Annotated in this window: 10 protein-coding genes and 1 riboswitch; of the genes, 8 read left to right on the top strand and 2 right to left on the bottom strand. The window is 36.0% G+C overall.

Annotated elements, in window-relative coordinates; translation table 11 throughout:
- The 3 genes from ATE49_RS01165 (at position 1) to ATE49_RS01155 (ending at position 4,111) form a co-directional block, all read left to right on the top strand.
- On the top strand, positions 1-339 hold the full coding sequence (locus ATE49_RS01165) for a hypothetical protein (protein ID WP_065080758.1): 339 nt from the start codon (positions 1-3) through the stop codon (positions 337-339).
- A gap of 123 nt (positions 340-462) precedes the next feature.
- Positions 463-2,949, top strand: coding sequence for a beta-mannosidase (locus ATE49_RS01160; protein WP_233174391.1), 2,487 nt, complete (start codon positions 463-465; stop codon positions 2,947-2,949).
- A gap of 253 nt (positions 2,950-3,202) precedes the next feature.
- Positions 3,203-4,111 carry an AEC family transporter gene (locus ATE49_RS01155; RefSeq protein WP_059154738.1) on the top strand — a complete coding sequence of 303 codons (909 nt, stop codon included), beginning with the start codon at positions 3,203-3,205 and terminating at the stop codon, positions 4,109-4,111.
- Between the two features lie 213 nt (positions 4,112-4,324).
- Here the strand turns inward: ATE49_RS01155 and ATE49_RS01150 are convergent, their stop codons facing one another.
- On the bottom strand, positions 4,325-5,575 hold the full coding sequence (locus ATE49_RS01150) for an alpha-L-fucosidase (protein ID WP_260255532.1): 1,251 nt from the start codon (positions 5,573-5,575) through the stop codon (positions 4,325-4,327).
- On the bottom strand, positions 5,514-5,696 hold the full coding sequence (locus tag ATE49_RS20435) for an alpha-L-fucosidase (protein ID WP_221407058.1): 183 nt from the start codon (positions 5,694-5,696) through the stop codon (positions 5,514-5,516). Before ATE49_RS20435 ends, ATE49_RS01150 begins: the two co-directional genes overlap by 62 nt.
- Positions 5,697-5,867: 171 nt before the next feature.
- Between ATE49_RS20435 and ATE49_RS01145 the strand changes: the two genes are divergently transcribed.
- The 5 genes from ATE49_RS01145 (at position 5,868) to ATE49_RS01125 (ending at position 13,865) form a co-directional block, all read left to right on the top strand.
- Entirely contained in the window at positions 5,868-8,003 is a 2,136-nt protein-coding gene (locus ATE49_RS01145; RefSeq protein WP_065080756.1) for a S9 family peptidase, read from the top strand.
- Positions 8,004-8,146: 143 nt separating this feature from the next.
- On the top strand, positions 8,147-9,805 hold the full coding sequence (locus tag ATE49_RS01140) for a peptide MFS transporter (RefSeq protein ID WP_059344012.1): 1,659 nt from the start codon (positions 8,147-8,149) through the stop codon (positions 9,803-9,805).
- Between the two features lie 181 nt (positions 9,806-9,986).
- Positions 9,987-11,696, top strand: coding sequence for a peptide MFS transporter (locus tag ATE49_RS01135; RefSeq protein ID WP_065080755.1), 1,710 nt, complete (start codon positions 9,987-9,989; stop codon positions 11,694-11,696).
- Between the two features lie 127 nt (positions 11,697-11,823).
- Complete coding sequence (locus ATE49_RS01130; protein WP_065080754.1) at positions 11,824-13,299, top strand: peptide MFS transporter; 1,476 nt, start codon at positions 11,824-11,826, stop codon at positions 13,297-13,299.
- A gap of 32 nt (positions 13,300-13,331) precedes the next feature.
- Complete coding sequence (locus ATE49_RS01125) at positions 13,332-13,865, top strand: thioredoxin family protein (protein WP_057267743.1); 534 nt, start codon at positions 13,332-13,334, stop codon at positions 13,863-13,865.
- Between the two features lie 73 nt (positions 13,866-13,938).
- A riboswitch (SAM riboswitch) is annotated at positions 13,939-14,034 on the top strand.
- Positions 14,035-14,053: the final 19 nt, after the last annotated feature.

Below are 14,053 nucleotides of genomic sequence, written 5' to 3'. Positions count from 1 at the left end.
ATGAAAAATATAATCATACATTCGGTTCCGGTAGTAATAGCTTTTGTATGGATTGCTTTAACATCTGGAACGTTCAATCCAATCATCATAAAAGGACCGGATTTTCTGAAGTTTTATATGCTTTTGATCTTTGGATTCTATATTTCTGTTTTTTTATTACAGCCATTCAAAGAAATTAGTTCGAGAATAACTCTGTATTTTATGATTTTTATTTTTGCTCTGGGCACTATAAAGCTAGTCAGGGGATTGATATTAGACAAACCTGTTGGTATTTTAATACTAATTTTGCTGATACAGGGTGCTGCAATTATACTTTTGCAGATCAAGAGCAAAATTTAATAGATTATAAGTAATAAAAACCTCTGTTTACTCATTTTCAAATAAGCCAAAAGCGACTTTTATTCATTGTAATCCTTTTATTTTAGGATAAAACTCCTTATTTTCGTGCTTCATCCGTCAATTATGAAGCGTATTTACTTGTTAATGACATTGGGATTGATGTCAAAAGGATTTGGACAGGAGACTACAAGGAGTCTTTCCGGAGAGAGCTGGAAGTTCAAAAATGCAAAAGAAGCTAACTGGCTTAGTGCCTCGGTACCCGGAACTGTGCATACCGATCTTATGGCAAATAATAAAATTCCGGATCCGTATCTGGATGAAAATGAAAAGAAAGTCCAATGGGTAGAAACCGAAGATTGGGATTACCAGACTACTTTCAAAGTTTCTGATGTTGAACTTAAAAATGATCAGGCAGAATTGATATTCGATGGCCTGGATACTTTTGCCGAAATCTACCTGAATGGAAGACCGCTTCAGCAGACCAATAATATGTTCCGTCAGTGGATTGTTCCTGTAAAAAATATATTGGTGAAGGGAGATAATGTTTTACAGATAAAATTTAAATCCAGTGTAAATGTAGGGAATAAACTGGCTGAAAAAGTACCATTCAAACTACCCGAAAGTCCAAGAAGTATGGTCCGTAAAGCGCAGTACCAGTTTGGATGGGATTGGGGACCACGGCTGGTAACAGCAGGTATATGGAAAGATGTAAAGCTTAATTTTTGGAATAATGCTAAAATAAGTAATATCCAACTGGAGCAAAAGTCTTTAACTACAGCCAAGGGGCAATTGTCTTTTAATATAGAAGTTATAGCAGATAAATCCGGAAACTATCAGGTAGCTGTAAACAATCTGGCTCCGAAAGCTTTTACATTACAGAAAGGAATGAATAAAATTTCTGTACCCTACGAAGTTAAGAATCCAAAATTATGGCAGCCAAACGGTTGGGGGAAACCAGAGTTGTATGATTTTAAAGTTGTATTAACCCAGCAATCTAAAAAACTGGATGAAGAAAGTCTGCGACATGGATTCCGTACAGTAAAGCTTGTTCAGGAAAAAGATGCTAAGGGAAAATCCTTCTATTTTTTGGTGAACGGAAAGCCGCTTTATGCTAAAGGAACTAACTGGATTCCATCTGATAGCTTCCTGCCGAGAATAACCAAACAGAAGTACTATAAACTGATACAGGATGCTAAGGATGCAAACATGAATATGATCCGTATCTGGGGTGGAGGAACCTATGAAGATGAGGCCTTCTACAAAGCCTGTGATGAAAACGGAATACTGGTATGGCAGGATTTTATGTTTGCCGGAAGTTTCTATCCATCGGATGATGCCTTTGTGGAAAATGTAAAGGAAGAAGTTAAATACCAGGTAAGACGCCTGCAAAATCATCCATCGATTGCTTTATGGTGCGGGAACAACGAAGTAGATGAAGCTATAGTAAACTGGGGTTATCAGAAGCAGTTTAAATATACCAAAGAAGATTCTCTACAGGTATGGAAAGATTATCGTAAAGTTTTTCATGAAGCAATTCCACAGGCACTGAAAGAAACATTAACTCCCGATAACAATACCTACTGGCCGAGTTCACCATCTATAGGCTGGGGGCACAAAGAAAGTCTTACCGAAGGAGATTCTCATTACTGGGGCGTATGGTGGGGCGAGCAGCCTTTCGAGATGTATGAAGAGAAGGTGCCGCGTTTTGCTTCTGAGTATGGCGTACAGGGAATGCCGAGTATGGAGGCTGTAAAGTCAATGTTTTCTGGTAAAGCAGACCTTAATCTTCAAAATTCTGTAATCAAGGCACATGAAAAACACGCAAGAGGCTGGCAGATTATTGATGGGTATATGACAAGATACTATACATTGCAAACGGATCTTGTAAAATACAACTATCTGTCTCAGCTGCTACAGGCACGTGCTATGCAGGTAGCTATAGAGGCTCACCGCCGCTCTATGCCTTACAATATGGGATCGTTATACTGGCAGATTAATGACTGTTGGCCTGTAGTATCATGGTCGTCGATTGATTATCTCGGAAACTGGAAAGCGGCACATTATCAGGCGAAGAGAAGTTTTGAGCAACAATTAATTGCTGTAGAAAATAAAGACGGAGTACTGAAAACCCGTGTAATTAATGACGGACTTAAAGATTTTAAATCTGTAAGACTATCTGTTTCTATTCAGAAATTAAATGGTGAAATTGTTGAGCAATTTGATGAGACCGATCAAAAACTTAATGCAAATTCTATTATAGAATATCATCCTTTAAAAATTGCAGATTTAGTTGCTAAAGGAATTCAGGATCAGGTAGTAATGCATTATACGTTGAAAGATGAAAACAATCGTGTGTTAGCGGAGAGTAATTTCTACTTTGTATATCCTAAAGATCTGAAACTGACAAAGCCTAACCTGCTTGTTAAAAGGATTTCTGCTACAGAGATTGAGGTTTCCACAGATGTTCTGGCAAAAGATATTTACCTGATGGGAGATACTCATTTTAGTGATAATTTCTTTGATCTGATGCCAAATACTAAGAAAAGAATTAGCCTTAGTAAGCCATTGGAGAAGATTGACATAATGAGTCTTTGGGATACTCAGAAATAGAATAAGAATTTTTATAAAAAGCCTCACATATCATGTAGATATGTGAGGCTTTTTTTCTGGTGTTTTTCCCAAATATTGTTTAATAAATCCGGAAGAATATTTCGGCAATACCTATGAGGCCTTATGTTTCAGAAAGTTGAAAAATGAAGCAAAAAAATGATTGAAATAGGTAATGTGTTTTTTATAAAAAATCGATACTGTTTTTGGAAATTATACAATTGACTGAAGTACCTTTGCACTTTAAAAATACGTGATGATTAATTTTGTGCTGATTGTGGTTTGTATTGTAGCGGGGATGATTTTTAAAGCCACTAAGTCCATTCATCCCGATGCACATAAAGGAATCAATACCTGGATTCTTTATATTGCCCTGCCGGCGGTTTCTTTTAAATATCTTCCAAAAGTTCAGTGGTCACAGGAAATGTTATTTCCTATTATTTCTACCTTTCTTATTGCTATAGGCAGCTGGTTTTTTATGTTGTTGTACAGTAAGAAAAAAGGCTATTCGGCCAGATCAAGAAGTACACTGGAATTGGCAAGCGGGTATAGCAATACTTCTTTCATTGGTTTTCCATTAATCAGTGCTTTATACGGTGAAGGTTTGCTGAGTATTGCCATTATTTGTGATCAGACTATGTTTTTGGCACTTTCTACATTAGGAATTATAGCTGCTTTAAGAGGCGGAAATTCATCTGGAACCATCAGTGCTAAATTTATACTTAAACGCTTATTTACTTTTCCACCATTTTTAGGTTGCATCAGTGCTCTAGTTCTTTCGCAGGTAGTAGATCTTGCACCTGTAGAACCATTCTTTGATAAACTGGCTGCTACTGTAGGTCCGTTGGCCCTGTTTTCAGTAGGTCTGCAGCTGAAGTTTAACGGCTGGAGAAAGCTTATTCCGCAGATTTCTACCTCAATGTTTTATAAATTGTTATTAGCTCCGGCTGTGGTGCTTGGATTGGCATTACTTTTCGGGATAAAAGGGAATGTAGCGAAAGTAAGTATTCTGGAATCTGCAATGCCTACACTAATATCATCCAGTATTATTGCCGAACAATTTAAACTGAATACAAAACTCACCAACCTGATTATTGGGATTAGTATTGTAGTAGGATTCTTCTCTATACTTCTGTGGTTTGGAGTTGTGGAATACCTTTTCTAAGGACGAAGTTAGAAGTTAGAAGTTAGAAGTGCGAGGTACAAATATCACCGGGTAAGTAAAAAATAACGAATCTACGTAGTTTATAATCTGCTGTCACTCTGAGCGTAGTCGAAGAGTATTAGAATAAACTTTACTTTATTAATACAGCTAAGGATTGATCCTTATATTATAAAAAGCCCTGTCAAGGTTTTAAACCTTGACAGGGCTTTAAATTTATTCCATTTTGAAAACTACAGCATGTGGCTGTTGCTTGATATCGGAAGTTGGGATACTGATATTATTAGCCTGCTGTTCAAACTTTACAGCTTTGCTACTTCCCAATACAGAAATCTTCTTAAACTTCTTAGGAAAAGAGAATTGTAAATTTGGAGGCAGTTGCGTATTATTTTCCGGAACAAGATAGAAAGCGTAAACACTATTTCCTTTTTGAGTAAATCGGAAGTTACCATCAGCATAAGGTGCAACAGGTTTCGTACCATAAACAGCTTCTCCATTAGTTTTCATCCAGTCACCAATTTCCTTTAATGTTTTGGTTACTCTTGGATCAAATTCACCATTTCCGTCCGGACCAATTCCTAAAAGGTAATTGCCACCTTTGGAAATAATCTCAGCCAATGTATGGATCACCTTATTTGTCGATTTCATAGGATCGTTGGGTACATATCCCCAATTATCTCCCAAAGGATCGCATGCTTCCCATGGATAGTTCAATGGCTTTTCCGGAATTTCTCTTTCGGGTGTTGTGTAGTTTTCGTAAATGCCATGTACTGACCGGTCAACTATAATAAGATCTTTCTGATATCCACGAAGCATACCTGCTATTTTATCCATATCGATGTCCTGACTGCCTTTATAAATTTTGTCACCTTTAAACTTTTCCGGATTAGAAGGTCTTACCCAGCCACCATCCAGCCAGAATAAATCGAGCTTACCATATTGAGAAGCTAATTCTTCTAACTGGTTGTACGTATATTTTTTAAAAGCGTCCCAACGTTCGGGATTTTTGTCTATACTATAATTGTTATTTCTGTTGGAGGTAGCATAGTATGGCCACCAGTAGTTTTCCGAATGCCAGTCAGGCTTAGAGAAATAAGCACCAACCCATAATCCTTCTTTTCTGAAAGCATTAAATACTTCTTTGGCAATATTGCTTTTTGGATTTTTAGAAAACGGAACTTCCGGATTTGTTATTTTAAAGTCGGTTTGCTTGGTATCGAACATATTGAAACCATCATGATGTTTGGTGGAAAATACGACATATTGCATACCTGCATCTTTGGCCATTTTTGCCCATGCTTCCGGATTAAATTTTACCGGATTAAACTGTTTGCTGAGTCCCCAGTACCATTTTTTATAATCATCATAATTAATGTTTTTGGGGCGGGGAATCCAATCTTCTTCTTCAGAACAAAGATTCCACAATTCCGGGAATGCTGTAAAGTCCCCAATGGATAATAATACCAAATTTTTTGTCCTGCCATTGTTTTAGTTTCTGCTGTACTTCCGGCTCTTTGGGTGGAATATAGCCCTGAGCGGCAGCTCCCAGAGAAGAGCATAGTAAGAGTGATAGAATAATTTTTTTCATGGTTAGTAAAGTCTTTGTTTACAAATATATTTTTTTGTTAAAAACAAAGCAATTATTCTTATCATATTTTGTGATTATACTAATGTTTAAAAGAGCTTTATTCAGTGTTTTAGCATATTTACTAAAAAGCTTATATTTACGGACTTTTAGTTAAAAAAATCAATAAATAATATGAAGAAGAAGTTTTTTGGTTTGCTAAGTATTGCGGTTGTTGCCTTTCATGGGGTGTCGGCGCAGGAAATTACTCTGGACAAAATCTATTCCGGATATTACCGTGCAAAAGGTATTACAGGAATAGCGTCACTAAATGACGGAGAGAATTATGCAACAATTGAACCTGCGGGAATTGCCAAATATTCTTATAAAACCTCTCAGAAGGAAAAGAATATTGTAGATGGACGTTTTGAAGGTTATACTTTCTCTAATGATGAATCTAAAATATTATTGCAAAAAAGCAGTGAACCTATTTACAGACATTCATTCCTTGGGAAATTTGATGTTAAAGATTTGAAATCCGGTAAGGTAGTAAGCCTTAATAACGGAAACTGGGTACAAGAACCAAAATTTTCTCCGGATGGAAGCAAGGTAGCTTTTATTGCAGATAATAACCTTTACTATCAGGATCTGGATAGTGGTAAAATTACCCAAATTACTACTGATGGTAAGAAAAATGAAATTATTAACGGTTTAGGAGACTGGGTATATGAAGAGGAATTCGGACATCCGGATTACTACCAATGGAATAAAGCCGGAGATGCTATAATTTTTGTAAGATTCGATGAGCGTAAGGTGCCGGAAATTAATATTCCAATCTATTATCAGAATCTGTATCCAAAGATGATGACTTATAAATATCCGAAAGCAGGAGAGGAAAACTCTGTTGTAACGGCTCATTTATACCAGTTGTCTGCAGAGAAAACTTCACAGCTGAACTTGGGCAGTTTCGAGAATTATTATATTCCGCAGATATTCCAAACGAATGCTAATGACGAAATCGTTGTAGCAACCTCTAACAGACACCAGAACAAGGTAGATTTATTGAAGGTAAATACAAAGACTGCATCTGTTAGTAAATTGTTTACAGAAACAGATAATGCCTGGATAGAAACAGATCATCTTACTATGGAGTTTTTGGATGACAATTCATTCCTTTGGGCTTCTGAGAGAGACGGACACAGACATCTTTACTGGTATGATACCAATGGTAAGCTAAAAAAGCAAGTGTCTAAAGGAGACTGGGAAATTATAAACTATTATGGTTATAATCCAAAAACAAAAGAGGCTTATATTCAGACAACTGAAAAGGGAAGTATAAACAAGGTGGTTTCCAAATTAAATATTAATACAGGGAAAACACAATTACTTTCCAATGCAGAAGGGAATAACAGTGCTGCATTCAGCAAAACATTTAATTATTTCATCAATACTTCTTCTACAGCGAAAGTTCCGACCAGCTATGTACTAAAAGATGCTAACGGGAAAGATGTAAAAGAATTACAAAACAACAACGACTTACTAGGTAAGTTAAAAGGAGATAACTTCCTGAATAAGGAATTTATATCAATACCAAATACGGCAGGAGATCAAATGAATGCATGGGTAATTAAGCCCAAAGATTTCAACCCTGCTAAAAAATATCCTGTATTCATGTTCCAATATTCAGGACCTGGCTCTCAGCAGGTATCCAACAGTTGGGATGGCGGAAATGGTATCTGGTTCGATATGCTGGCACAAAAAGGCTATATTGTAGTTTGTGTGGATGGTAGAGGAACTGGTTTCCGTGGAACCAAATACAAAAAAGTTACTTATAAAAATCTTGGTAAATACGAAATAGAAGATCAGATTACTGCTGCGAAATGGTTAGGTAATCAGTCTTATGTAGACAAATCCAGAATCGGAATCTTTGGATGGAGCTTTGGAGGCTACATGGCTTCATTGGCGATGACTAAAGGTGCCGATGTTTTCAAAATGGGTATTGCTGTAGCACCGGTAACCAACTGGAGATTTTATGACAGTGTTTATACCGAGAGATTCTTACAGACACCACAGGAGAATAAAGATGGTTATGACCTGAATTCTCCTACAACATATGCAAAACTATTAAAAGGTAAGTTCTTATTAATTCATGGTACGGCTGATGATAATGTACATTTCCAGAATTCTATGGAGTTCTCCGAGGCATTGATTCAGAATAAGAAGCAATTCGATTTCATGGCTTATCCGGATAAGAACCATGGAATTTCCGGAGGTAATACACGTCCGCAATTGTATGAAAAGATGACCAATTATATTCTGGAAAATCTTTAAAAGTACAAAATAGGTGTACTGTAAGGTATAGAATATATTCTACATGATCTTACAGTATACTATGATTTGGAAACAATACATTGCCAACTGTATACTGTACACTATTCAATGTAAATATTTACTGTAAACTAAAAATTAAAAGAATGAAGAGCAAGCATCCTAAAGGCTTACCCTACTTATTTTTTACCGAAATGTGGGAACGTTTTGGTTATTACCTGATCCTTGGAATTTTCGTATTGTATATGATTGATCCGGAAGGTCCGAAAGGAGGATTGGGATTCCCTGATAAAATGGCAGATGACATTTTCGGGACTTATATTGCATTAACTTATCTTACGCCGTTTCTGGGAGGTTTCCTTGCAGACCGTGTTTTAGGATATATTAAATCTATTTATCTGGGCGGGATATTAATGGCTGCCGGATATATAGGTCTGGGACTTTTCAAAGAACCTGGACTTTTCTATACTTCTCTTGCATTAATTATTGTTGGGAATGGATTCTTTAAGCCAACAATTTCTACTGTATTGGGGAACCTTTATAGCGAGGAGCCTTATAAAGCAAATAAAGACTCGGGTTATAATATCTTCTATATGGGGATTAATATAGGGGCATTTATCTGTAATATTATTGCTGCCTTTATGCGGAATAAATTCGGATGGGGAGAAGCCTTCATTACAGCTGGTGTAGGAATGTTATTAGGTTTGGTTATATTCAGTTTAGGAAGAAGACATATCCGTCATGCAACTGAAATGAAACCTGCAGAAAAAGGGGATACCAAAATTTCCGATGTACTGATTAAAGTATTTGTTCCTGCAATTGTTGCCGGAGTTATTGGTTGGGTAATCCCGGGGAATATCTTCGGAAGTGATAATACCGATGCATTTATCTTCGCATGTATACCCGTAATTTATTTTTATATTTCATTATACTTCAAAGCGAAGTCGGATGAAAAGAGACCTATTGGAGCGTTGTTGCTTATTTTCCTTGTTTCTATGTTCTTCTGGGCGATTTTCAAACAGAATGGTACAGCACTTACTCGTTGGGCTAACTATTATACGGACAGAACAGTTCCGGCAGCAGTTGAAAAACCATTGGAAAATATATATCTGGTTGAAACTAAAAGTTATGAAACGAAAGAAGTTACAGCATATGACGACCAGTTCCGTGCACAGAAAGATGCAGATGGTAAGACTTTAAAGGAACAAGGAAAGGATGTTTATTTCAAGAATATCACTCCTGAAAAACGCGCAGAACTGGAATCGGGAGAAAATAAGAATGTCTATCTCTACAATACAGAGCTATTCCAGTCCATTAATCCTTTCTGGGTAATTGTATTGACACCTGTTGTTGTAGGATTTTGGACTTTATTACGACGAAAGAAGAAAGAGCCTTCTACACCAACCAAGATTGTACTGGGACTGTTTATTACAGCATTGTCCTGTCTGGTAATGGTAGGAGCGGCCTACGTCGGAAGTAATGGTGCCGTAAAAGTTTCTGCTTTATGGCTGGTTGCCAGCTATGGTGTAGTAACAGTAGGAGAGTTATGTCTTTCACCAATGGGATTATCCGTGGTATCCAAGCTTTCACCACCAAGGATTACAGCGTTAATGATGGGAGGATTCTTCCTGGCTAACTCCGTAGGTAACAAGCTTTCCGGTATTTTGGCAAGTACATGGTACAACTATGAGAATAAAGAATACTATTTCTTAGTGAATTTTGGATTGTTAATTTTTGCCTTCTTCATAGGCTTATTAATGCTGAAATTCTTAAATAAAGTAATGAAAGAGAAAGGACTAAACTAAAAGTTGTCCGGATAAAAACCATCCGATACATAGGATGGTTTTTCTTTTTTTATAGTTTTTTTTGGAATATAATTAACTGAAAATATGTTACAACAAGGTGTAATATTGAATATTATTCCGGCTTACATACTAAAAAAAACTATATTTGCTCATCTTAACAAAAGTTAACATTAAATAAAATATGGAGACAGTTCAATCTCAGTCGAGACATCCAAAAGGTTTATGGGTATTGTTCGGCACAGAAATGTGGGAACGTTTTAACTTCTACGGAATGCGTGCTATTCTTACGCTTTTCATGGTTCATGCCCTTATGCTTGGTGAATCGAATGCCTCGATCATTTATGGAGGTTTCTTGGCACTTTGCTATTTAACACCACTTTTAGGTGGATTTATTTCAGATAAGTATTTAGGTAACAGGAATTGTATCATCTTAGGAGGATCTTTAATGGCTATAGGACAGTTACTTTTGTTCTATAGTGCTTGTATTTTCGATACAGGTATAGAATCTTCCAAGAGCGTATTCTGGTTAGGGCTACTTGTCATTATATTCGGAAACGGATTCTTTAAACCGAATATTTCTTCTATGGTGGGAAGTTTATACCCGCCACAAGAGAAGACTAAACTAGATTCAGCATTTACTATTTTCTACATGGGTATCAACATCGGGGCACTTTTAAGCCAGTATTTTGTACCAATGTTTGCAGATGTTGTTGTGAATGGAAAACAGGATGTATTTGCATTCAAGTGGGGATATTTAATGGCAGGTATTGCTATGATCTTGGGAACTGTATTGTTCTTTATTCTTAAAAACAAATATGTTGTTACACCTGAAGGAAAGCCAATTGGCGGTGTACCTTCTAAAAATACTGCAGAAGGTGAGGTTGTAGAGCAAGCTAAGTTTACTGGTTCATCTTTGGCTGTATTTCTTGTACTTTTAGTTGCATTGTTCTTTGGATTCAGATACCTTTTGGTAGATGAAATCTTCTTTAGCAGCTTCGAAATCGGAACACTAGTAAAAGGTATTATTTATCCTATTATTTATGCATCGGGGATATCGCTTGCCGTTCTTATTTTATTGGATAAAACCCTTACAAAAGTAGAGACACAGAGAATCTTAGTAATTTATATTATTTCGTTCTTTATTATTTTCTTCTGGGCTGCATTCGAGCAGGCAGGTTCATCACTAACCTTTATAGCTTCCAATCAGACAGACAGAACGTTCTTATTCGGATGGCAGATGCCTGCATCTATGGTGCAGATCTTTAACGGAATATTTGTGGTTCTTTTAGCGGTGCCTTTTAGTTTATTATGGGATAAATTAAGAGCTGCAGGTAAGGAGCCGGTTTCTCCGTTAAAACAAGCATTTGGACTTGCACTGATTGCATTGTCTTACTTTATTATTGCACATAATGTAAAAGATCTTGGTAGTTCAGGATTACTGGCTATTAAGTGGTTAATATTACTATATTTTATCCAGACTTGTGGTGAGCTTTGCTTATCTCCTATCGGACTTTCATTAGTAGGTAAATTAGCACCTAAGAGATTTGCTTCATTATTATACGGGGTATTCTTTATCTCTAACGCTGCCGGTTACGCTCTAGCAGGGATTTTAGGATCTATCCTTCCGGCTACGGGAGATAAATTTAAAAAAGCTCAGGAATTGGGGGTTAATCTTCAGGATGTTTTAGACAAGAAGGTTGCGCTTACAGCAGAGCAGACAGATTTGTTAACGAAAAATCAGATTCCTTTAGAGAATCATACTTTTGCCGGATTTGAGATTCATAACTTATTTGAATTCTTTATGGTATTTGTTGTACTATGTGGTATTGCATCTGTAGTATTAGCTTTAATATCACCTCTTTTAAAGAAAATGATGAATGGTATAAAATAAAATTAGACCTATTCACTAGAAGATAATTATAAAAACCTCTGATTGCTCAGAGGTTTTTTCGTAATTTGGTCAGATTGTTTTTTATCAAAAAACAACTTCACGGAGATTAATTAAATATGTATGGTTAATGAGTTTAACATTAGAGCAAATTCAGGATTTTAAAGGCAAATATCCGAAACAGTTATGGTATCTTTTTACAATAGAAATGTGGGAGCGTTTTTGTTTCTACGGAATGCGTGGCGTTTTGGTAATTTTTATGACCGATCAGCTTGGTCTTTTTGAAAAGGATGCCAACCTTAAATATGGGGCAATTCAGGCATTTATTTATGCATTCACTTTTATTGGAGGAATTTTTGCGGATAAGATTTTAGGATTTAAAAAGTCCTTGGTTTTTGGTGGAATTATTATGGCTATAGGGAATTTAATTATTGCCTATAATCCTCATGATTTATTTTATTTTGGGATTACATGTTCTATTATTGGTACTGGTTTTTTCAAGCCTAATATTTCCTCAATGGTAGGGGAGCTTTATAAGGAAGATGATGTAAGAAGGGATGCAGGTTACGGAATGTTTTATGCCGGGATTAATATTGGTGGTCTTTTAGGAGGGGCACTATGTGTTTACTTGGGGAAATATTATTCATGGAGTTTGTGCTTTCTTGCAGCAGCAATTGTAATGATTATTGGTTTGGTGACGTATTTTGTTATCAAAAAATCGATTGAACCGATTGGGAATTCCCCTTTATTGGAAAATAAAAAAGAAGTTAGAGTTCGTAAAGAACTAATGGTTATTGTAGGTGCAATTATAATGCTGCCTATTATTTATATACTAATTCATAATAGTAATTTTACCGACTATTTTATGTATGGGATTGGTATTGTGTCACTGGTTTACCTTGGTTTCGAACTTACAAAACTTAATAATGCATATCGCAAGAAAGTAATAGCAGCATTTGTTTTCATTGTAATGTACTTAATTTTCAATGCAATTTATGAGCAAAGTGGAGGTTCACTTTCCTTGTTTGCAAAGGATAATCTGGTGAGCAATTTAATGTTCTTCCATATTGATCCTAACATTATTAATAACAGTGCGAACTCATTCTTCATTATTATTTTTAGCCCAATTGTCGGTTTGCTTTGGGTATGGCTGGCAAAGAAAAAACTAGAACCGAATACGATAATTAAATTCGGAATTGGGTTTTTATTTTTAGCAGGTGGTTTCTTCTTGTTTTATTCATTACGGTTTTTCGCAAATGATGCAGGCAAGTCATCATTAAACTTATTTACATTCACATGGTTGGTTATTACACTGGGTGAACTATGTTTAGGACCAATAGGAATGTCTATTATCACGAAACTATCTCCTAAGAGATTATTTGGAATGATGATGGGAATGTGGTTTTTGGCAAGCGCATTCGGGCAGTTTTTTGCTGGGAAAATCGGTGCTGAAATGTCGGCTGCAAATACCGGCGGAACACTTGCTTCAAAACTTATTGCTTATACAGAGGGTTATAAAATGTTGGGTATCTATGCATTAATAGCCGGAGTGGTATTGATTTTGATATCGCCTGTGGTGAAAAAATTAATGCAGGAAGTGCGTTAATATATTCATAACAATGCCTAAATTTGAATAAGATGAAGAGAATAATTTTATTTTTCAGCATACTTTTTATAAGCTTTGGATATAGTCAGGTTAAATGGATGACTATGACTGATGCTATGGAAGCTATGAAAAAGAAGCCTAAGAAGATTTTAATTGACTTTTATGCAGACTGGTGTGGGCCTTGTAAAATGATGGATAATCAGACTTATACAAACCCGATTATCTCTAAATTTATCAATGATAACTTTTATCCGGTAAAATTTAATGCTGAAGGAAAAGAAAAACTTTTTTTTAACGGAAGAGATTTTGACAATCCTAATTTTAAGAAAACACCTGGCAGGGGAGTACAGCATGAGTTTGCAAGGTTCATGAATATATACTCTTACCCATCTACAGTTTTTATGGATGAAGATTATATGCAGATTACCAATCTTATGGGGTTCTTTACTCCGAAAGAAATGGAACCCTATCTGAGCCTTATTTCTACAGAAGCTTATAAAACGATAAAGACAAGAGATGAATGGGATAAATTTCAGTCAAAGTTTAAGTCAAAAATAAAAGAATAAAATAACTCCTATCAGATTTGTAGTATTTTAGATTTTTTATATCTTTGTACCGAAATTATTTCACAGAATTAATAGCTTATTAAGAAAGACGGAGGGAACTGAACCTATGAAGTCTTGACAACCTGCCGAAAGGTAAGGTGTTACATTCAGCCGAAAGGGAAAATAAGTAAAGATATAATGCAATGCCT

It is taken from the genome of Elizabethkingia miricola (assembly GCF_001675285.1).
In the GTDB taxonomy this organism is placed as follows: Bacteria; Bacteroidota; Bacteroidia; order Flavobacteriales; family Weeksellaceae; genus Elizabethkingia; species Elizabethkingia miricola.
Note: the sequence above shows the minus strand (reverse complement) of the source record. Positions and strands in the feature narration are given on the sequence as shown.